The sequence below is a fragment of the Novosphingobium sp. MMS21-SN21R genome, assembly GCF_031846015.1.
In the GTDB taxonomy this organism is placed as follows: Bacteria; Pseudomonadota; Alphaproteobacteria; order Sphingomonadales; family Sphingomonadaceae; genus Novosphingobium.
In genome coordinates this window covers 1914906-1933114 of record NZ_JAVRDU010000001.1, presented here as the reverse complement: position 1 = coordinate 1933114, position 18209 = coordinate 1914906, and the positions used below count along the sequence as shown (strand labels likewise).

At 62.3% G+C, this 18209-nt stretch carries 23 protein-coding genes; 10 read left to right on the top strand and 13 right to left on the bottom strand.

All coding sequences use genetic code 11. From position 1 onward, the window contains the following. Nucleotides 1–45 precede the first annotated feature (45 nt). Entirely contained in the window at nucleotides 46–432 is a 387-nt protein-coding gene (locus tag RM192_RS09370) for a hypothetical protein (protein WP_311507272.1), read from the top strand. Between the two features lie 7 nt (nucleotides 433–439). Here the strand turns inward: RM192_RS09370 and RM192_RS09365 are convergent, their stop codons facing one another. From RM192_RS09365 to RM192_RS09320, 10 genes are all read right to left on the bottom strand, one after another. Continuing rightward, nucleotides 440–751 (bottom strand): hypothetical protein, encoded by a 312-nt coding sequence (locus RM192_RS09365; protein ID WP_311507271.1) that lies wholly within the window; start codon nucleotides 749–751, stop codon nucleotides 440–442. Nucleotides 752–953: 202 nt separating this feature from the next. Continuing rightward, on the bottom strand, nucleotides 954–1253 hold the full coding sequence (locus RM192_RS09360; protein WP_311507270.1) for a hypothetical protein: 300 nt from the start codon (nucleotides 1251–1253) through the stop codon (nucleotides 954–956). A 229-nt stretch (nucleotides 1254–1482) separates the two neighbouring features. Beyond that, a complete protein-coding gene (locus tag RM192_RS09355; RefSeq protein WP_311507269.1) occupies nucleotides 1483–1788 on the bottom strand; it encodes an alkylphosphonate utilization protein in 306 nt (101 codons plus the stop codon). A 71-nt stretch (nucleotides 1789–1859) separates the two neighbouring features. Then, on the bottom strand, nucleotides 1860–2612 hold the full coding sequence (locus RM192_RS09350) for a sulfite exporter TauE/SafE family protein (protein ID WP_311507268.1): 753 nt from the start codon (nucleotides 2610–2612) through the stop codon (nucleotides 1860–1862). A 7-nt stretch (nucleotides 2613–2619) separates the two neighbouring features. Further along, nucleotides 2620–3024 carry a DoxX family protein gene (locus tag RM192_RS09345; RefSeq protein WP_311507267.1) on the bottom strand — a complete coding sequence of 135 codons (405 nt, stop codon included), beginning with the start codon at nucleotides 3022–3024 and terminating at the stop codon, nucleotides 2620–2622. Nucleotides 3025–3115: 91 nt separating this feature from the next. Beyond that, the gene (locus tag RM192_RS09340) at nucleotides 3116–3469 is read right to left on the bottom strand and encodes a hypothetical protein (RefSeq protein ID WP_311507266.1); all 354 of its coding nucleotides are present in this window, start codon (nucleotides 3467–3469) and stop codon (nucleotides 3116–3118) included. 17 nt (nucleotides 3470–3486) lie between these two features. After that, nucleotides 3487–3645 (bottom strand): hypothetical protein, encoded by a 159-nt coding sequence (locus tag RM192_RS09335; protein ID WP_311507264.1) that lies wholly within the window; start codon nucleotides 3643–3645, stop codon nucleotides 3487–3489. Nucleotides 3646–3746: 101 nt separating this feature from the next. Next, nucleotides 3747–4583 (bottom strand): 2,3,4,5-tetrahydropyridine-2,6-dicarboxylate N-succinyltransferase, encoded by an 837-nt coding sequence (dapD, locus tag RM192_RS09330; RefSeq protein WP_311507263.1) that lies wholly within the window; start codon nucleotides 4581–4583, stop codon nucleotides 3747–3749. Between the two features lie 46 nt (nucleotides 4584–4629). Next, nucleotides 4630–5319 carry a pyrimidine 5'-nucleotidase gene (locus RM192_RS09325; RefSeq protein ID WP_311507262.1) on the bottom strand — a complete coding sequence of 230 codons (690 nt, stop codon included), beginning with the start codon at nucleotides 5317–5319 and terminating at the stop codon, nucleotides 4630–4632. Nucleotides 5320–5354: 35 nt separating this feature from the next. Then, the gene (locus tag RM192_RS09320) at nucleotides 5355–5609 is read right to left on the bottom strand and encodes a hypothetical protein (RefSeq protein WP_311507261.1); all 255 of its coding nucleotides are present in this window, start codon (nucleotides 5607–5609) and stop codon (nucleotides 5355–5357) included. On the opposite strand from RM192_RS09320, the gene RM192_RS09315 reads away from it, so the two are divergent. Beyond that, the gene (locus RM192_RS09315; RefSeq protein ID WP_311507260.1) at nucleotides 5593–7743 is read left to right on the top strand and encodes a S8 family peptidase; all 2151 of its coding nucleotides are present in this window, start codon (nucleotides 5593–5595) and stop codon (nucleotides 7741–7743) included. The genes RM192_RS09320 and RM192_RS09315 overlap by 17 nt on opposite strands. A gap of 363 nt (nucleotides 7744–8106) precedes the next feature. Here RM192_RS09315 and RM192_RS09310 read toward each other — a convergent pair whose 3' ends face one another. Beyond that, the gene (locus RM192_RS09310; RefSeq protein ID WP_311507259.1) at nucleotides 8107–9228 is read right to left on the bottom strand and encodes a PQQ-dependent sugar dehydrogenase; all 1122 of its coding nucleotides are present in this window, start codon (nucleotides 9226–9228) and stop codon (nucleotides 8107–8109) included. Nucleotides 9229–9277: 49 nt separating this feature from the next. On the opposite strand from RM192_RS09310, the gene RM192_RS09305 reads away from it, so the two are divergent. The 3 genes from RM192_RS09305 (at nucleotide 9278) to folP (ending at nucleotide 12354) form a co-directional block, all read left to right on the top strand. After that, on the top strand, nucleotides 9278–9868 hold the full coding sequence (locus tag RM192_RS09305) for a ribonuclease HII (protein ID WP_311508601.1): 591 nt from the start codon (nucleotides 9278–9280) through the stop codon (nucleotides 9866–9868). Between the two features lie 205 nt (nucleotides 9869–10073). Further along, nucleotides 10074–11216 carry a site-specific DNA-methyltransferase gene (locus tag RM192_RS09300; protein ID WP_311507258.1) on the top strand — a complete coding sequence of 381 codons (1143 nt, stop codon included), beginning with the start codon at nucleotides 10074–10076 and terminating at the stop codon, nucleotides 11214–11216. 28 nt (nucleotides 11217–11244) lie between these two features. Beyond that, nucleotides 11245–12354: a dihydropteroate synthase gene (gene folP, locus RM192_RS09295; RefSeq protein ID WP_311507257.1), complete on the top strand. Its 1110-nt coding sequence runs from the start codon at nucleotides 11245–11247 to the stop codon at nucleotides 12352–12354. Here the strand turns inward: folP and RM192_RS09290 are convergent. Beyond that, nucleotides 12351–13118 carry an SDR family oxidoreductase gene (locus RM192_RS09290; protein WP_311507256.1) on the bottom strand — a complete coding sequence of 256 codons (768 nt, stop codon included), beginning with the start codon at nucleotides 13116–13118 and terminating at the stop codon, nucleotides 12351–12353. The genes folP and RM192_RS09290 overlap by 4 nt on opposite strands. 19 nt (nucleotides 13119–13137) lie before the next feature. Beyond that, nucleotides 13138–14556, bottom strand: a complete 1419-nt coding sequence (locus tag RM192_RS09285) for a sigma-54 dependent transcriptional regulator (RefSeq protein WP_311507255.1) — start codon at nucleotides 14554–14556, stop codon at nucleotides 13138–13140. Between the two features lie 168 nt (nucleotides 14557–14724). Between RM192_RS09285 and RM192_RS09280 the strand changes: the two genes are divergently transcribed. Genes RM192_RS09280 through RM192_RS09260 form a run of 5 tightly spaced genes read left to right on the top strand, consistent with a single transcriptional unit; the run spans nucleotide 14725 to nucleotide 18088 of the window. Then, a complete protein-coding gene (locus tag RM192_RS09280; protein ID WP_311507254.1) occupies nucleotides 14725–14847 on the top strand; it encodes an aa3-type cytochrome c oxidase subunit IV in 123 nt (40 codons plus the stop codon). A gap of 19 nt (nucleotides 14848–14866) precedes the next feature. Then, on the top strand, nucleotides 14867–15985 hold the full coding sequence (locus tag RM192_RS09275) for an NAD(P) transhydrogenase subunit alpha (protein ID WP_311507253.1): 1119 nt from the start codon (nucleotides 14867–14869) through the stop codon (nucleotides 15983–15985). A gap of 12 nt (nucleotides 15986–15997) precedes the next feature. After that, nucleotides 15998–16282, top strand: coding sequence for a proton-translocating transhydrogenase family protein (locus RM192_RS09270; protein ID WP_311507252.1), 285 nt, complete (start codon nucleotides 15998–16000; stop codon nucleotides 16280–16282). A gap of 4 nt (nucleotides 16283–16286) precedes the next feature. Further along, nucleotides 16287–17744, top strand: coding sequence for an NAD(P)(+) transhydrogenase (Re/Si-specific) subunit beta (locus tag RM192_RS09265; RefSeq protein ID WP_311507251.1), 1458 nt, complete (start codon nucleotides 16287–16289; stop codon nucleotides 17742–17744). Then, nucleotides 17744–18088, top strand: coding sequence for a hypothetical protein (locus tag RM192_RS09260; RefSeq protein ID WP_311507250.1), 345 nt, complete (start codon nucleotides 17744–17746; stop codon nucleotides 18086–18088). The genes RM192_RS09265 and RM192_RS09260 overlap by 1 nt, the downstream gene beginning before the upstream one ends. The last annotated feature ends 121 nt before the right edge of the window (nucleotides 18089–18209 follow it).

The window sequence follows — 18209 nt, the reverse complement described above, 5'->3', positions numbered from 1 at the left end:
CCTACCATTTTTACGAATTTCACCATACAGCGGCACCATCGCTGCATGCTGATCAAGCCCGCCACTTCCCATACACTCACCCAGTGCTGGTACACGCGCACGCATGTGCCCACGTCCCGGAAGGAAAAGGGCGAAGGCGATGTTGTCATGTCCATCTGTCGCTATTGCGAACGCCAGATCCGATCACATGGCGGCAAGTCATGGGTGCTGGCCGATGGGGTCGATCTCGACGAACTGGCTTCACGGTCGCACATTCGTTACATCTGCGTGACCAACGTCGCTGATGGCTTGATCGTCGCGCGCTACGTCATTGCCCCCGACGCCGATGATGCATCAACCAAGGCGCAGATCGAAACGATCAGCGAAAGCCACGCGGCAAACGTGCCGGGAAGCGGGTTGGTCGTTCAATTGAAGGGCGGCCCGCAGCGTTAGGGCGCCGTCACTTTTTCGCCGCAGAGGCCACGGCTTCGGACGTCGTTTCCCAGGAACTAGCGCTTGTTTCCACGGTGCCGCGGACTTTTGCTACGGTTCCGGTGCTATCGGCCTCGGCGGCCAAATCGGCGGCTTTCGAAGCAGCCTTGGCGATGATGGAATCCTGTGATGTCGGTTCTGGGCTTGTTACCGGAGCTGCGGACCATGGATCGGCGGGCTTGGACTTTTCCGATGACGGCATGGCAAGAAACCCGATGATACCGGCAATGCATAGAACTGGTATCGGCCTGCGAACGATCGCACGAGCAACTGCAAACATCTTGGTCCTCTCCCGGTAAAACTCCCTTTGCTGGGATATTACGTCAAAAGGCTTAGGATATTATTATCGAAAAAGAGCGCCCCTTTCGGAGCGCCCTTTTCTGTCACCGGCTCAGCGCGATACTGGCGTGGTTCACGAGTTTCGCCTTTCCATCAATGCCTTGATGGGCAAGTTTTCCTGGAATCCTCGTGTTGCTACGCTTTCAATCGGCGAGCGAAGCGGCCTTGCTCGCGATCGGCTTCACGTCCTTTACTTCGAACGAAACCGGACGACCGTTGAAGCGGCCGGTAACCGTGCGCTTGTTGACGCGCAGTTCGAACGGGACCTTGCCCGCATAGGCGGAGCCCTTGAGCACCTTGACTTCACCCTGCTGCTCAGCGGTGTAGTCGTACTTCACGCCCTGGTAGGTGAAGCTGCCAGCTTCGGCTTCGGCAGCGCTGGCGGCGGCTGGCGCGGCAAGGAGGAGGGCAGCAGCGGTGATGGCGAACGACGAATTGAACATGGCAATGTCTCCTGAAAGATAAGGAAAGATTGCCTTCAGCACCCTTATCTTGTTGCGTTGCAGCATATGATTTGTGTGCAGCGCCGCAATTGTATTTCAGGAGCATCAGGTTGCATGTTTTGCAACCACTTACCAATCTACCAGTTTTTCATAGACTTAAATGGAAATCCAACGCCGATTGCCCCGAATGCCGTAGGTGGTGCATACGAATTCCAGGGTGCTTGCGGGCTCAGCGTTTGCGAACGAACTCCGCGCGCAAGACCAATCCCTTGATACCGGGGTACTTGCAATCAATCTCCTGCGCGTCCCCGGTGAGCCGGATCGATTTGATCAACGTACCCTGTTTAAGGGTTTGCCCGGCGCCCTTGACCTCAAGATCCTTGATCAGGGTAACCTGATCGCCATCGGCGAGGATGTTGCCGACCGCGTCGCGCACTTCGACCGCACCTGCGACAGCCTGGCGCGCTGCTAGTTCAGACGCAGGCATCCATTCGCCGCTATCCTCGTCAAACACGTAATCTTCGTCTTCGGCCATGCCCCGTCCCCTGTTGCTTGAGCCCGCGCTGACAGGTTGGCGCGATAATGGCCAGCAGAAACCACCCCGGCTCAGGCAAAACCATCTGCAATGAGTTTGCCGCCAAGTCCGACCATCAACAGGTAGATGATCGTATAGAATCGCTCCGGCCTCAGCACACGAACCACCCTGACGGACAACAAGGTCGTGGCAATCGCCAGCGGCACAAGCATGATGGCAGCCACGATGACGTCGTGCGTGAACGCGCCAAGCATCATGTAGCTCGGCACCTTGATCCAGTTGATCGCTGCAAAAAGGATCGCATTGGTTCCCGCATAAGTCAGGTGCGGCAATTTGCGCGGGGTTACCCACATCTGGAAAGGTGGCCCGCCCGCGTGGGCGACCTGACTTGTAAAACCCGTTGCCATGCCGAACACTGCACCAACCCAGCCGGGGGAGGTGGACGCCGCGACGACGCGGCTGCCGCGCTCTACCCAAAGGCGGTATAGCCCGAACAGGAGGGTGATAGCGCCAAGCACACCCATCAGGGCCTTTTCGTCGATGCCAGCGGCGAGAGCCCAGCCAAGGCCCACGCCGACCACGGCACCAGGCAGCATCCATGCGACGATCCATTTGTCCCAGGCGTGTCGGAACGACCAGACGCTGACCACATCCTGCACGATGAGGATCGGGAGCAGGATCGCGGCGGCGGTCGATGGTGGGAGCACAAGTGCTGCGACCGGCGTCCCCAACGCGCCAAGTCCGGAAAAGCCGCCCTTGGCCATCCCGACGAGGATGACGGCCAAGCCGCAGGCGATGAGCGTTGCAGGATCGGCAAGCAGCACGGACTGCTCAGCGCTTCCGAACGCAAAACGGCCAGTCGGTCACGCCGCCCGTCCACAGCGCCAGCCACACAAGCAGTGGCTGAACAAACATCCGGGGGACGTGATAGGCCAGTCCAAGGCCATGGTCAGGTCGCGCCATGTCCTGAATGAAGTGATTGATGTTGGCAGGAAAGACGCAGACGGCATAAAGCGCCAGTCCGATAGCCGCTGCCCGGCGCAATTGCAGTGATGCGCCTTGTGCAAGCCCGGCTGCGCCCAGCAGTTCGGCTATTCCCGTCAGAGCGATAACAGCGCCAGGAAACGGCACCCAGCCAGGTGTGATCGTGAGAAACGGCGCTGGCGTAACAAGGTGCAGAATGCCCGCGAGAAAGTAGAGCCCTGCCAAGACGTAACGGAGGATCTGGCGGAGCATGATGGGGCTTTCAACGGGCGGAAGCGAGGTATTTGCTGGCCTTGTGTGGCGCAAGTCAAATTACGATCACCTTTGCACCGCAAAGTGTCAATCACCAGACTGCCGGCTCGAGAAGCAATTCTCCTCCGTTCAATGGTGCCCAGCCAAGCGCGGCAATGATCTCGTTGCTTTCGCGGGCAGTCCTGCCGTCCGCCAATGACCACGTGATGTGCCAGACCTTGCCATCCGGTCGGGCCGTCGTGCCGTCAATTTCGACGATCATCGCCTCCACGCCATTGCCATCGTCAATGTGCCCCACAATCCTGGGCCGCTCAGCCGGTGCGGGAGGATGGGGCAGGCTGACAGATAACGTGACGTGATCTCCCACCGCATTGGCGTAGTGGGGCGGGTAGGCAGCAAGCAGGCTGGCGCGAAGTTCGCGATCAAGTTTCCAGCCGCTTGTCATGCTTGCTGCCCATCCACTTATTGCGGCGTGGTCAGCGCCCCCGTAACCCAGATGATCGTCAACGCGCTGATTGCCAGGATCAGGCTGATTGCCAGCATCCAGCGCAGCACATTGAGACCTTCGCCGCCGCGCGCTTCGTCAGTCGTGATATGCGTTTCTTCACCCTGGCGTTCCATGGCGCTTCTCCTTGGGTAGATACCGTGCTTGGGTGTTCTACGCTTGGGATGACGCCCTGTTCCGCACATGTACCCAACGGGTAGTGCGGAACAGGATGGAGTCAGTCTCGCAGCAGATCGTTGATGCCTGTCTTGCTGCGGGTTTGCGCGTCCACTGTCTTGACTATGACCGCGCAATAAAGCGACGGGCCGGGGGTGCCGTCGGGCAGGGGCTTGCCCGGCATCGCACCGGGAACAACCACGGCGTAGGGTGGGACGCGGCCGATGTGGATCTCGCCAGTCTGGCGGTCGACGATCTTGGTCGATGCGCCCAGGTAGACGCCCATGGAAAGTACCGCGCCTTCGCCGACGATCACGCCTTCGGCGACTTCCGAACGCGCGCCGATGAACGCGCCGTCCTCGATGATGACCGGGCCAGCCTGGAGCGGTTCGAGCACGCCGCCAATGCCAGCGCCGCCGGAGATATGGACGTTCTTGCCGATCTGCGCGCACGAGCCGACCGTCGCCCAGGTGTCGACCATCGTGCCTTCATCGACGAACGCGCCGATGTTGACGAAGCTCGGCATCAGCACCACGCCCTTGGCGATGTGCGCGCCCTTGCGGGCTACGGCACCCGGAACCACACGGAAACCGGCGTCGCGGAAACGGTTTTCACCCCAGCCTGCGAACTTCGAGGGCACCTTGTCGAACGCCGGAGCGCCGCCAGCACCATGTTCGATCACCACGTTCTCGTTCAGGCGGAACGACAGGAGGACGGCCTTCTTGAGCCACTGCTTGACCTGCCACTCGCCGCCGATCTTCTCGGCAACGCGGACCTTGCCGCTGTCGAGCAGGTCAAGCGCAGCTTCGACCACTTCACGCACGGCATCGCTGGCAGGCGTGACGTTGGCGCGATCTTCCCATGCTGCTTCGATGGCGGTTTCGAGCGAGGCGGTCATGACAGGTCTCCGTACGGGATCGGTTTGAAACGAAATTGCGCGCCGCCTAGCCGAGAGTGCCCTGATCGGCAAGGCTTGCAAGTGTGTAGTCGAGCCATTGCACAAAGTCCCCGGCGACAAGATCGATGGCCGCATCGTCCTTCGCGCGGTCACCCCAGTCGGTGGCGAGATCGAGCCAGATCGTCTGCATGCCGAGCGCTTTGGCAGGCGCAAGGTTCTGCGCCATGTCCTCGACGAACACGGCAGTCTCCGGCGTGATCGCCAGCGCTTCGATCATGCTGCTGTAGGCCGAAATTTCGGGCTTTGGGCGATAGTTCATCGCGTGGATGTCCCACATACCGTCAAAGCTGTCTGCAAGGCCCAGAGCGCCTAGAACGCGGGCCGCATAAGCATCGTCGCCATTGGTGAAAACCAGCTTGCGGCCGGGCAAGGCAGCGAGCCTCCCGGCGAGGCGTGGAGCTGCGCCGAGGGGGGCCATGTCGATATCGTGGACGAAGCCCAGGAATTCGTATGGGTCGATGGCGTGGTAGTGCATCAACCCGGATAACGTCGTGCCGTGATCGTGGAAGTAGAGCTTCTGGACACGCCGCGCCTCGACTGGATCGCACCCCAGCAAGTTCTGGATATATTCGCCCATGCGCTGGTCGATCTGGTCGAATAGCCGCGTGGACGGTGGGTAGAGGGTGTTGTCGAGATCGAAAATCCAGCAATCGACGCGCGACGGGTCGAACGGCATCGGCAATTCCTGTCCAAAGCTGTGGCATACAGCATTTACCGCGACGCGGTTATCAGCAACGCTGCGGGATTGCCAACGCTGCGAGGCGCGAACATGAAACGTGCGAATTGTTCCGGACTTGCCACAGTCGCACTGCTTTCCCTGTCGATGGCAGGTTGCGGCGGCGGGGGAGGGGTTTCAAGCACGCCTGCTCCGACCCCGGCTCCGACGCCTGCTCCCACGCCCACGCCCACGCCCACGCCTTCACCTGCCCCTACGCCAACACCGACGCCGGTGGCTGCAAATTTCAATACTGCAGAGTATCGCCGGTCTGACGGGCCGTCATTCCATGGGGCGATAACCGCTTGGGATGCGGGTGCGAGCGGGCAGGGCACGACCATCGCAGTTGTCGATTCAGGGATCGACAATGCCAACCCTGAATTCTCCGGCCGAATTGCATCTGCATCGAAAGACGTTGCGGGAAATCGCGGCCTGATCAACGCGGCAGACGATCATGGCACGCAGGTTTCGCTTGTAGCTGCGGCGGCACGAAACGGTTCAGGTGTCATGGGCATTGCCTGGAACGCGAACATTTTGATGTTGCGTGCTGATACGCAAGGGACCTGTTCCGCCAGCGAAGGATGCACTTTCTCTGACGAGAACATCACGAAGGGTATCGATGCAGCCATCGTCGGCGGGGCCCGGGTCATAAATCTTTCGCTTGGCGGTGATCCGGCGAACGCCGGCTTGCGCGCAGCTGTGGGCCGGGCCGTGGCAGCCGGAGTGGTTGTAGTGGTTTCGGCAGGCAATGAAGGTGAGAGTACCGATCCGGCGATCGATCCCAAAAACCCCGATCCATTCGCCGTATCACTGCTTGAAGCAGGCGGCGGCAATGTCTTGATTGTCGGGTCTGTCAACGGGTCTGGGACGGTTTCACCCTTCAGCAACCGCGCAGGCAACTCGGCAACCTCAGTCATCATGGCGCAGGGCGAGGAAGTCTGCTGCGTCTACGAAAACGGTCAGATCAAGACGACCACCACCGCAGACGGCAGCTTCGTGACCGTGGTGAACGGGACAAGCTTTTCCGCGCCGCAGGTATCTGGCGCGGTGGCCTTGCTGGCGCAGGCATTTCCCAACCTCACGGCAAAGCAGATAGTAAGCCTGCTGCTCTCGACCGCACGCGATGCCGGGGCGGCGGGGACGGATGCGACCTACGGCAGAGGCATTCTCGACATCGCCAGGGCGTTCTCCCCGCAGGGATCGACGGGCCTTGCGGGGACACAGGTGGCGGTGTCGCTTGATGGGCTGACGGGTACGAGCAGCGGGGCGATGGGGGATGCCTTGAGCGGGGCTTCGCTAGGGACAGTCATGCTTGATGGATATAGCCGCGCCTATGGCCTGAATCTGGCGGCGGGCCTACGGGTGGGGCAGGCGCGCTTGCCGCTCCATGAGGCGCTGGCGGGCGGGGGCAGTCCGGTGGCGGTGGATGCTTCGGGCCTTTCGCTGGCGTTCACGGTGGACTCGCGGTTCGGCGCGGTGCCCTTGCGGCTGGCACCGGGCGAGGGGCGGCAGGCGCGGGTGCTGGCATCTTCGGTGGTGACGCGGATCGATCGCTCACTCGATCTGGCGCTGGGCTGGAAGGTGAGTGCTGATAGCCTGACCGCACGGCTGCAGCAGCGGCGGGAGCCGCAGTTCCTTGTGGCGGGCATAGCGAGCGGGGTGTTCACTCGGCCCGAGACGGGGATGGCGGCGCGCTATCGTCTTGGTGGGCTGGGCCCGACGGTTTCGGCGGAGCGTAGCGTGCTGGTGCGGAGTGATCCGTTGCGGGAGCGGCGTGGGGATCGGATGACGCAGATCGGCTTTACGCTGGATGGCGGGCAGGGTGAGGCGTTCGACTGGCGGCTCGGCTTCGGCCTGATGCGCGAGGAGCGCACGGTACTGGGTGCACGGTTTGCCGATGCGCTGGGCGGCGGCGGGGCGATGACGGCGATGGTTTCGCCGGGGCTTGGCTGGCGCTTCGGGAAGGGCTGGGCGCTGGGGGCGACGGGCAGCCTTGGCTTCACGCGGATTGACAGCGGCGCGGTGGCGACTGGCGGTTCGCGGCTGGTCTCGTCATCGTGGAGCGTCGATCTTTCGCGCGAGGGCGTGCTGACGGCGGGCGACCGACTGGCCTTGCGTGTCTCGCAACCGTTGCGGGTAGAGCGCGGCGGGCTGGAGCTGAACCTGCCGGTGGCGTGGGACTATGCGACGCAGACCGCCACCTTCGCCCGAGTGCCGCTGTCGCTGGCACCGAAGGGGCGTGAGCTTGACGCGGAGCTGGCGTGGGCGACGGTGCTGTGGGGCGGCGATGCCTCGGCCAGCATTTTTTTCCGCCGGGAACCGGGGCATTTTGCCGGAGCGCCGGATGATGGCGGGTTTGCGGTGAGGTGGTCGCGGGGGTTTTAGGTCAACCGCCGATTCCAGCGACGACAAACTATTAGTAGTCCCAACGGCGTAAAGTAGAACCACGCAACGAAAGCGGCCCAAAGACCTATGCCCTCCGTCGTGCTGTCTGGACCAAAATCTGGCCAGAGCGGGAGCTCAAAATGGAAAGCACTCAACAAAGTAATTGGAAGCGCCGTCGCAAGCCAAGCAGCAGCGACAATCCGGAAGGCCCACAGCTTCGTTTGCGAAATCGTGGAAGTCATGCAGCGATAGTGTCCAGTATCGGAAATGATGTCCATGCTCTCAATCAGAAGGCCTTGGTGTCACTTTGATGTCCAAGATTGGCGGCGCGCATAATGCTTGATTGACCAATGCGGCCAGCGCTCACCCCTTCGGCACCACATGCCTTAACTTCGCCCCTTCGCCATCCTCCAGCACATAGAGCGTGCCATCCGGTGCCTGTTCGATCTCGCGGATGCGGTTGCCGAGGTCTATGCGTTCGAGTTCGGTGGCTTTCTCGCCGTCGATCTTCACGCGGACGATGCCGCCTGCGCCCAGGGCGGCGATCAGGGCCTGGCCTTGCCATTGGGGGAAGGCTTTGCCGGTGTAGAAGATCATGTCGCCCGGCGCGATGACAGGGTTCCAGCTGATGGCGGGCTGGGCGAGGTCGGGGCGGGTCTTGTTGCGGGGGATGGGTTTGCCGTCGTAGTGGTCGCCGTCTGAGACGAGCGGCCAGCCGTAGTTCTTGCCGGGTTCGACGTGGTTGATCTCGTCACCGCCGGCGGGACCGTGTTCGATGTCCCACAACCGGCCATCGGGCGAGAAGGCCAAGCCGAGCAGGTTGCGGTGGCCGTAAGACCAGATCTGCGCGCTTACGCCGCCCTTGTCTGCAAAGGGATTGCCGGGGGCGGGGGTGCCATCGGGCAGGAGGCGGATGACCTTGCCGAGGTTGACACTCAGGTCTTGGGCAGGGGTGAACTTCTGCCGCTCGCCCGAGGAGATGAACAGGTATTTCCCGTCGGGCGAGAAGGCGATGCGGTGCGAATAGTGGCCGCGTCCGGTGACCTTGGGTAACTGCCGCCAGATCACGCTGAGGCCTTCAAGGCGGGGGGCATCTCCCACGACCAGCTTGGCGCGGGCGACGACCGCGCCGCGCGTGTCTTTCTTGCCCGCCTCGGCCCAGCTGAGATAGACCATGCCGCTCTGCGCGAAATCGGGCGCGGCCACGACATCGCCGAAGCCGCCCTGTCCGCCGTAATCGACGGTTGGGGTGCCGGAGACGTCTACGGTCTTGTCGCTGCCTTCGGTCCAGAGTTTCAGCTTGCCCTTCTTCTCGGTGATCAGCGCCATGTTGGTGCCGGGGAGGAAGGTCATGGCCCAGGGTTCGTCAAACGTGGCGACGTCGGTGATTGCGATGCCTGAGTCCGCCGGGTCAGCCCCTTGGGCGGAACAGCTTGCGAGGAGCAGGGCGAGCGGCGATAGCGAGCGCAGGATCGGATTCGTCATGCAGCCCACAATGCCTCTGAACGCCAGTTGTGCCACCTCCTTTTCGACCATGGTCACCATCGGTGTGGACGAGGCGGGGCGTGGGCCTTTGGCGGGGCCGGTGGTGGCGGCGGCGGTGGTACTGTGCAAGCCGCGCCCATCGGGGCTCGACGATTCCAAAAAGCTTTCCGCAAAGCGCCGTGCCGAACTCGAAGAGGCGATCAAACGGCGCTGCCGCTGGGCCGTGGGAGTGGTGGAGCCTGACGAGATCGACCGGCTCAATATCTTCGGCGCAACGATGCTTGCCATGACGCTCGCGGTCGCTGCTCTGTGCGAACAGCTTGCCGGGGATGAGGCGGTTGGTGAAGTGCTGATCGACGGGAACATGACGCCGCATGGGCGCAGGTCCGAATGGTGCTGGCCCGCGCGGCCGATTGTGGGCGGCGATGCTATCGAGCCGTGCATTTCGGCGGCCTCGATCATTGCCAAGGAACACCGTGACCGGATCATGCGGGCAGCCGCTCTCGAACATCCGCATTACGGATGGGAGCGCAATGCCGGTTACGGCACGCCCGAACATCTCGCAGCGCTGCGCGTCCACGGTGCGAGCCCGCTGCACCGCCGCAGTTTCGCGCCGGTCGCGCAGCTGCAGCTTCTTTGACAAATATTTTTGGCAGTGAGTCCGCTTGGGCACACCACCATATGTTGAGTCCGATTGTGGTCGAAGGACTCTACATATCGATCCGGACTCGTTCCGTTCTCACCGCCTACTGCCAGCGACTCGCCGGATTCCGGCGAGTCGTGACTTGACGCGGGAGTCCGGATGACTCACCAGTGCCTCGCATTACAGGGGGCAAGGACGGGTCATGGCAGTCGCATTGAAGGAACGGGCAAAGGCACTTCGCGCAGCACCGGCAAAGGTGTTGAAAAGCGAGATCGCACTCCCGCTCAACCGCATTCTGCGGGGCGATTGCATCGAGGAAATGCGCAAGCTGCCCGATGCCTCGATCGACATGATCTTTGCCGATCCGCCCTACAACCTCCAGCTAGGCGGTGATCTCGCACGTCCCGACGGCAGCCACGTAGATGCCGTGACGAACGACTGGGACAAGTTTTCCAGCTTTGCGACCTATGACAAGTTCACCCGCGAATGGCTGTTCGAAGCGCATCGCCTGCTCAAGCCGAATGGCTCGATCTGGGTTATCGGCAGCTATCACAATATCTTCCGCGTCGGCACGATCCTGCAGGATCTCGGCTTCTGGATCCTCAACGACATAATCTGGCGCAAAGCCAACCCTATGCCCAACTTCAAGGGCACGCGCTTTACCAATGCGCACGAGACGCTCATCTGGGCATCCAAGAGCGAAAAATCTAAGTACACCTTCAACTACCGAGCGATGAAGACGCTCAACGATGAATTGCAGATGCGTTCGGACTGGGTGCTGCCGATCTGTTCGGGGCCAGAACGCCTGCGCCGTAACGGCACCAAGGCCCACCCCACGCAGAAGCCCGAAGCACTCCTCTACCGGGTGATGCTCGCCACGACCAACAAGGGCGACGTCGTGCTCGACCCGTTTTTCGGCACGGGCACCACCGGCGCGGTGGCCAAGCGCCTTGGCCGCGACTGGATCGGTTGCGAGCGTGAAAATGACTATATCGAAGTGGCCGAAGAGCGCATCGCGCTGGCTCTGCCGCTCGATGAAAGCGCGCTGGTGACGATGCAGTCTAAGCGGTCAGCCCCCAAGGTCGCCTTCGGTGCTCTGGTCGAGAGCGGCTACCTGACGCCGGGAATGCGGCTGATGGCCAAGAAGGGCAGGTTTACCGCTGTCGTGCGTGCGGACGGTTCGCTCCAGTCTGGCGACGATATCGGATCGATCCACGGCCTTGGCGCCAAATTGCAGGGCGCGCCATCGTGCAATGGCTGGACCTTCTGGAACGTCGAGCACGAAGGCGTGGTCAAGCCCCTTGACGACCTGCGACAGCTTTACTTGTTGGCGGTCGAAGATTGAGCCGGCGTCCAGCGGGCGTCAGGTGCTCATGATGCAAACCGTCTACATCCGCCCAATCGCGCTGGCCGAAAGCCCGCAGTCCGAGGAGGGCGAGGCGATCAGGCTCGGTGGCGGGCTGGTCTACGCCAGCCGTTTCGCGCTGATCGTGCGTCAGGGCGGCAAGGTGGTCTCGCGCCAGCGCATTGGCGTGGGTGAAATGCCCGCTGCATTGGCCACGCTGCCGGATGCATTGGCTGCCGATGCCGCCGCGCAATGGGAAAATCTTCGCCGCGTACATCCTCCGCTGGCCTGCGGCGCGCGAATGCTGCGGCTCGATCAACCGCAGATAATGGGCATCCTGAACGTCACGCCCGACAGTTTCTCGGACGGCGGCCAGTTTCTCGACAAGCCCGACGCGGCGCTAGACCATGCGCATGCGATGCTTTCTGCTGGCGCCGGGATTGTCGATGTCGGCGGCGAATCTACCCGACCCGGCGCTGCTGCAGTGTGGGAGGGCGACGAGGTCAAGCGCGTCGTGCCCGTGATCGAACGCCTTGGCGCAAGTGGCGCAGCCATTTCCATCGACGCGCGCCGGTCTACCGTGATCGAAGCCGCGCTTGCCGCAGGCGCGCATATCGTCAACGACGTGTCCGCCATGCGGCACGATACGCGAACTGCGGAAATTGTCGCCGCGAGCGGTGCTCCGGTCGTGCTGATGCATGCACCTGGTGCCGAGGGCGATCTCCATGCCGACGGCGAATACACCGATGTTGTGCTGGACGTGTTCGATGCCTTGCGCGAACGGCGCGATTATGCGCGTTCTGCCGGGATTGCGCGCGATAAGATCCTGCTCGATCCGGGTATCGGCTTCGGCAAATCACTTGCCGACAACCTTGCGCTGATCAATGCGCTGCCGTTGTTTCATGCACTTGGGCAACCGCTTTTTTTCGGCGCAAGCCGCAAACGCATGATCGGGGCGCTGTCAAACGAGGTGCCAGCGCATCAACGCATGGGAGGTTCGCTCATGCTGGCCGTCAAGGCGATGGACGCAGGGTGCCAGATGATCCGCGTCCACGATGTTGCCGAGACGGTGCAGGCGTTCCATGTCTGGCGGGGCCTGCGGGATGCCGCGCTAACCGATTTCAGTCAGCTAGCCTAAAGCGAGACGCCGCCGTCGCTGACAAGGCAGGTGCCGGTGATCGTCGCGGCAGCGTCCGAAAGCAGGAACCCGATCTGCGCCGCGACCTCGTCCGCGCTTGCAAAGCGGCCCAGCGGCGTTGCGTCGCGCGCCATGGCGGCAAGCGCTTCTGCCCGCCCGCCGTGCTGTTCGACGAGCGGGGCGAACCATTCCGCCCGGTCCCAGATGCCTGTGTCGACTCCGCCCGGGGCAATTGCGTTCACCCTGACACCATACTTCGCCGCTTCCGCCGCAGCGACCTTTGCCAGCTGGATGGTGGCGGCCTTCGACGCCGAATAGGCGGCGGTTCCTGCTGCTGCCTTGATGCCGGATACCGAAGCCGTCAGCACAACCGAGCCGCTGCCCTGCCGTTTCATCACGCGCAGCGCGGTGCGCAGGGACAGGAACATGCCATCGAGATTGACCGCCATTGTCTTTCGCCACGTGGCAATGTCGAGATCGACGATATCGCCGTTGCTGGCGATCCCGGCGTTGATCACGGCATGATCAAGCCTCGGCAGATCACGTTCCAGCAGCTTCCATAGCGATGGGTCGGCAACGTCACCGCCCAAGGACTTGGTCCGGCAAGAAAGGCCCAGCGCATCCAGACCCGGCTTGTCCATGTCGATAAGAATCAGTTCGGCAACGCCGCGCTTGTCGAGCCACCGGGCGGCAGCTGCCCCAATGCCCGAGGCTGCGCCCGTTACGATCGCGACTTTGCCGGAGAATTCGGAATCACCCACCATGCCCGCAGGCTAGCCCGGGTCAGGCCGCGTTGTCGATTCCGAGTTCAGTCAGCTTGCGATAAAGGGTCGAGCGCCCGATGCCGAGCCGACGCGCAACTTCCGTCATCCGCCCGCGATAGTGGCCGATGGCGAGGCGAATCACGTCGGCTTCGATGTCTTCGAGTGGCCGAAGGTTGCCGTCGGGCGCGAACAGCGTGACGCCTGCCCCGTCGGTCACGCTGGGCACGGCCCTGCTGCCTTCACCGATCAGGTTGGACAGACTGGGAAAGTCCTGCGCCGTGAGCGCTTCGCCTTCGCAGAAAACGGCGGCGCGAAACAATGTTGCCTGCAACTGGCGGACATTGCCGGGCCAGTCGTAAGCCCCCAGTAGCGCCAATGCTCCATCGGTAATGCCCAGTGGGCGAAGTCCGGGCTGCTCGCCGATCCGCGTCAGGAAGTGGCGGGCGAGTGCCGGAATATCGGCGGCGCGTTGGCGCAATGCTGGCAACAGGACCTGAGTCTGGGTCAGCAGTGCGTGAAGATCGCTCCGGAAGTCACCGGTTTCGACCAGATCACGCAGGCCCGCATTCGCGCAGGCAATCAGACGCACATCGACGCGGAAGGAATGCCGCGCTCCGATCGGTTGAACATCGCCGCGTTCGAGAAAGCGGACAAGGCGCTCCTGCATCGGCTCGGGCATGCGGTCGATCTCGTCGATGACCAGCGTGCCGCCGTCAGCATGCTGGAGCATACCGATATGGCGCTCGAATGCACCGGGAAACGCGCCTTTCTCATGGCCGAACAGAACGGATTCAATCTGATTGGCCGGGACGCCGCCAATATTGATGGTGCGCATCGGCGTCTTGGCGCGCGGACTTGCCGCGTGCATTGCGCGGACGAGCATTTCCTTGCCCGTTCCGCTCTCGCCCTCGATCAGCACAGTGCCGTGCGTGCGTGCGGCCTTGGCCGAGACAGCGAGCGCGGCGCGAAAAGCGGGGGTTGCGCCAATCATCGAATCGAAATCGAGTGTCGCGCCGATCTTTTCGGTCAGCGGCTGTAGTTCGCAAGCATCAGCCTCGCGCGTCGTGGCGCTGCGCAAGGCTTGCAAAAGACGTTCGGGCGCGACGGGCTTGACGAGGTAGTCGGTAGCGCCCGCACGCATCGCTTCGACCGCCAGCAGCGGCGAGGCGCTGGTGGTAAGCATGAGGATCGGCAGGGCAGGGCGCCGCGCCTTGAGTTCGGCGATAAGCGTGCAGGCATCGTCACCCGGCACCCACTGATCGAGGATGATTGCACCCAGTTGCATACCCTGACGCGTGCCGAGCGTGGCTATCGCGCTTTCCGAATCGCGGGCAATAATTGTGCGCCATCCCTCCCGTGATGCCAGCGCTGAAATAAGGCGGCATTGGGCTGGTTCGTCGTCAATCAACATGAGCAGGCGCTGTTCGGGCTCCATCATGACCTAGTCTTTTGACTCCCCCAACACTTGCGACAGGAGCGGAGCATTAGACCGATTGGGTAAAGAGCCGATTAAGCGCGATGCGATGGTTCCGGCCTTGAGCAGGGACCATGTCATCGCTAGAGCAAACGCGTCGCGCATCAGCGGCAATTAATTCTGGGGAAGAAAATGGCTTCTGCAAACGATATGAAGGCCGCAAACGCGACCTACGAAGGTTTTGTGAACCTGGTAAAGTGGGCAACGCCAGCAATCTGCGTGCTCGCTTTTGTTGTCGTCCTGGTGATCCAGTAAACAGCCGGTGGCGGGGGCAATGAGGATCGCCGTCCTTCGGGAACGCGCGAGTGGCGAAAGCCGTGTTTCGGCAACACCGGAAACGGTGAAGAAGTTCATTGCCCTGGGGGCATCGGTCGTCGTGGAAAGCGGCGCAGGCGCGGGCGCGTCGATTGGCGACGATGATTATCGTGTTGCGGGCGCTGAAGTCGTTCCGTCTGATGCGGCGAAAGATGCCGACATCGTTCTCGGCGTGCAAGGCCCTGAAGCGGATATGCTTGCAGGTGCAAAGCCGGGCGCATGGGTTGTCGCCGGGCTTGATCCTTTCGTCCGTCGGGACCGTGTCGATGCCTATGCCTCTGCCGGACTTGAAGCGCTGGCGATGGAATTCATGCCGCGCATCACCCGCGCGCAGTCGATGGATATCCTGTCGTCGCAGTCGAACCTCGCCGGATACAAGGCGGTTCTGACGGCAGCCAATATTTATGGCCGGGCGTTTCCGATGATGATGACGGCGGCGGGCACGGTCTCGGCCGCCAAGGCGTTTGTCATGGGCGTGGGCGTGGCCGGGCTTCAGGCCATCGCTACCGCTCGCCGTCTCGGCGCGCAGGTTTCCGCGACTGACGTGCGCTCAGCCACCAAGGAGCAGATTCAGTCGCTCGGGGCCAAGCCGATCTTCGTTGAAAGCGTGGCGGGCATCGAGGGCGAGGGCGCTGGCGGTTACGCCACGGAAATGAGCGAGGAATACCAGAAGGCGCAGGCCGAACTGGTGTCGTCGCATATCGCCAAGCAGGATATCGTCATCACCACCGCGCTGATCCCGGGCCGCGCTGCGCCGCGCCTGATCACCGACGCGCAGATCGCCACGATGAAGCCGGGCTCGGTGATCTTCGACCTTGCCGTCTCGCAAGGCGGCAACGTTGAAGGCTCGGTGGCCGATGAAGTCGTCGTAAAGCACGGCGTCAAGATCGTCGGCTATTCGAACACCGCTACGCACCTCGCGGCAGACGCCTCGGCCCTGTTCGCGCGCAACCTCTACAACTTCCTTTCAGCCTTCTGGGACAAGGAAGCGGGCAAGCCGGTGCTCGACGAAGAAATCGGCAACGCCATCCGCCTGACGCAGGGCGGCAAGGTCGTGAACGAACGACTGCTCGGCTGAGGGGGGCTGACCATGGACTTTATCTCTATTCTCTCGATTTTCGTGATGGCCTGCTTCGTGGGGTATTACGTCGTGTGGTCGGTCACGCCCGCGCTGCACACGCCGCTGATGGCGGTTACCAACGCGATCTCGTCGGTCATCATCGTCGGAGCGCTGGTTGCCGGTGCGGCCAAGGGTTCGGCGGCTTCGAGCTGGCTCGGGCTGGCGGCTGTCGTCATGGCCTCGATCAACATCTTCGGCGGCTTTGCGGTAACCGCGCGCATGTTGGCGATGTACAAAAAGAAGCAGAAGGGCTGAGCGGATGGCACATGTGATCCTGCCCGCCTGGGCGCTTCTCGCTTACCTCGTTTCCGGGGTCCTGTTCATTTTCGCGCTGCGGGGATTGAGTTCGCCCGCCACCTCGCGCGCGGGCAACCGTTACGGCATGGTCGGCATGGGCATCGCCATGATCACGACCATCGTGACGCAAGCACCGATCCCGCAGGGTGATTGGTGGCCGCGCCCCACACCTGAAGATCTGGTAATCCTGTTCAAGTTGCTGACGGCCATTGCCATCGGCGCAGCCATCGGCATCACTACCGCGCGCAAAATCAAGATGACGGACATGCCGCAGCTTGTGGCCGCGTTCCACTCGCTGGTGGGCCTTGCGGCGGTGCTGGTCGGCCTTGCTGCCTATCTCAATCCGATTGCCTTTGGTATTGCCGGGGCAGACGGCGTGATCGAACCGCAGAGCCGGATCGAGATGGGCCTTGGCATTGCCATAGGTGCCATCACGTTCTCGGGCTCGATCATCGCGTTCCTGAAGCTTGCCGGCAAGATGAGCGGTTCGCCGATCATGCTGCCGGGGCGCCATGTGCTGAACCTCGGCACGCTGGCCGCAATCCTCGGGCTGGTTGGCTGGTTCACGCAGGACCAGAGCCAGTGGGTGATCGTGGCGATCACGGTGCTGTCGTTCATCATTGGCTTCCTGCTGATCATCCCGATCGGCGGCGCGGACATGCCGGTGGTCGTCTCGATGCTCAACTCGTATTCGGGCTGGGCCGCTGCGGCGATGGGCTTCACGCTTCACAACACCGCAATGATCATCACCGGCGCGCTTGTGGGCTCGTCCGGCGCGATCCTTTCGTACATTATGTGCAAGGCGATGAACCGCAGCTTCATCTCGGTAATCGCTGGCGGCTTCGGCGCAGGTCCGGAAGCGGGCAGTGGCGCAGCGCGCGAACAGCGCCCGTGGAAGCGCGGCTCTGCCGAAGATGCGGCCTACATGATGAAGGAAGCCGAAAACGTCATCATCATTCCGGGCTACGGCATGGCGGTTTCGCAGGCACAGCATGCGCTGCGCGAAATGGGCGACCAGTTGAAGGCTCACGGCGTCAATGTGAAGTACGCGATCCACCCGGTCGCGGGCCGCATGCCCGGGCACATGAACGTGCTGCTGGCTGAAGCCAACGTGCCTTATGATGAAGTGTTCGAGCTGGAAGACATCAACAGCGAGTTCGCGCAGGCCGACGTGGCCTTCATCATCGGCGCGAACGACGTGGTCAATCCGGCGGCCAAGACCGACAAGTCCAGCCCGATCTACGGTATGCCGGTGTTCGACGTGGACAAGGCCAAGACGATCTTCTTCGTCAAGCGCTCGATGGGCGGGGTCGGCTATGCCGGTGTCGACAACGACGTATTCTATATGGACCAGACGATGATGCTTCTGGCCGACGCCAAGAAAATGGTCGAGGATATCGTCAAGTCGCTTGGCCACTGATGGATACGGGGCAAGGATCGGTGCGCGTTGCGGCGATCCTTGCTGTCTGGCTTGCTGTGGCTGCCGCGGGTTGCGCCCCGGCCAAACTGGCGGAAGGCCGCGTGCAATCCGCGCTGGTGGGTGCCGGATTGTCGGACTCCAATGCAAGCTGCATGGCGGAGCGGATGACTGACCGCCTCTCCATCGGTCAGCTCAAGCGCTTGCAGGCGCTGCAAGGGCCGAAACGCGGGCTGATGGATTACGTTGCCACCGTGAAGCGTCTCGGCGATTCCGAATTGCTCGGGGTGACAACCAGCGCAGCCGCGCTTTGCGCCACAGGATTTGCGCGGGAAAAGAAGCGCTAACGCTCCGTCCATGGAAGGTGAGGCGCAAAACCCACCGCCCCGCTCTGGACCTCTCCCGCCGCCTTTCGTAAGGCCGTTGCCGACAGGGACACCTGAAGCTCGGGAGTAACGGACTTTGCGC

Excerpts from the sequence above, each read along its gene's own strand:
- RM192_RS09370 (WP_311507272.1), top strand. The coding sequence starts at position 46 with ATGCTGATCAAGCCCGCCACTTCCCATACACTCACCCAGTGCTGGTAC.
- RM192_RS09365 (WP_311507271.1), bottom strand. The coding sequence starts at position 751 with ATGTTTGCAGTTGCTCGTGCGATCGTTCGCAGGCCGATACCAGTTCTA.
- RM192_RS09360 (WP_311507270.1), bottom strand. The coding sequence starts at position 1,253 with ATGTTCAATTCGTCGTTCGCCATCACCGCTGCTGCCCTCCTCCTTGCC.
- RM192_RS09355 (WP_311507269.1), bottom strand. The coding sequence starts at position 1,788 with ATGGCCGAAGACGAAGATTACGTGTTTGACGAGGATAGCGGCGAATGG.
- RM192_RS09345 (WP_311507267.1), bottom strand. The coding sequence starts at position 3,024 with ATGCTCCGCCAGATCCTCCGTTACGTCTTGGCAGGGCTCTACTTTCTC.
- RM192_RS09340 (WP_311507266.1), bottom strand. The coding sequence starts at position 3,469 with ATGACAAGCGGCTGGAAACTTGATCGCGAACTTCGCGCCAGCCTGCTT.
- RM192_RS09335 (WP_311507264.1), bottom strand. The coding sequence starts at position 3,645 with ATGGAACGCCAGGGTGAAGAAACGCATATCACGACTGACGAAGCGCGC.
- dapD (WP_311507263.1), bottom strand. The coding sequence starts at position 4,583 with ATGACCGCCTCGCTCGAAACCGCCATCGAAGCAGCATGGGAAGATCGC.
- RM192_RS09325 (WP_311507262.1), bottom strand. The coding sequence starts at position 5,319 with ATGCCGTTCGACCCGTCGCGCGTCGATTGCTGGATTTTCGATCTCGAC.
- RM192_RS09310 (WP_311507259.1), bottom strand. The coding sequence starts at position 9,228 with ATGACGAATCCGATCCTGCGCTCGCTATCGCCGCTCGCCCTGCTCCTC.
- RM192_RS09305 (WP_311508601.1), top strand. The coding sequence starts at position 9,278 with ATGGTCACCATCGGTGTGGACGAGGCGGGGCGTGGGCCTTTGGCGGGG.
- RM192_RS09300 (WP_311507258.1), top strand. The coding sequence starts at position 10,074 with ATGGCAGTCGCATTGAAGGAACGGGCAAAGGCACTTCGCGCAGCACCG.
- folP (WP_311507257.1), top strand. The coding sequence starts at position 11,245 with ATGATGCAAACCGTCTACATCCGCCCAATCGCGCTGGCCGAAAGCCCG.
- RM192_RS09290 (WP_311507256.1), bottom strand. The coding sequence starts at position 13,118 with ATGGTGGGTGATTCCGAATTCTCCGGCAAAGTCGCGATCGTAACGGGC.
- RM192_RS09285 (WP_311507255.1), bottom strand. The coding sequence starts at position 14,556 with ATGATGGAGCCCGAACAGCGCCTGCTCATGTTGATTGACGACGAACCA.
- RM192_RS09280 (WP_311507254.1), top strand. The coding sequence starts at position 14,725 with ATGGCTTCTGCAAACGATATGAAGGCCGCAAACGCGACCTACGAAGGT.
- RM192_RS09275 (WP_311507253.1), top strand. The coding sequence starts at position 14,867 with ATGAGGATCGCCGTCCTTCGGGAACGCGCGAGTGGCGAAAGCCGTGTT.
- RM192_RS09270 (WP_311507252.1), top strand. The coding sequence starts at position 15,998 with ATGGACTTTATCTCTATTCTCTCGATTTTCGTGATGGCCTGCTTCGTG.
- RM192_RS09265 (WP_311507251.1), top strand. The coding sequence starts at position 16,287 with ATGGCACATGTGATCCTGCCCGCCTGGGCGCTTCTCGCTTACCTCGTT.
- RM192_RS09260 (WP_311507250.1), top strand. The coding sequence starts at position 17,744 with ATGGATACGGGGCAAGGATCGGTGCGCGTTGCGGCGATCCTTGCTGTC.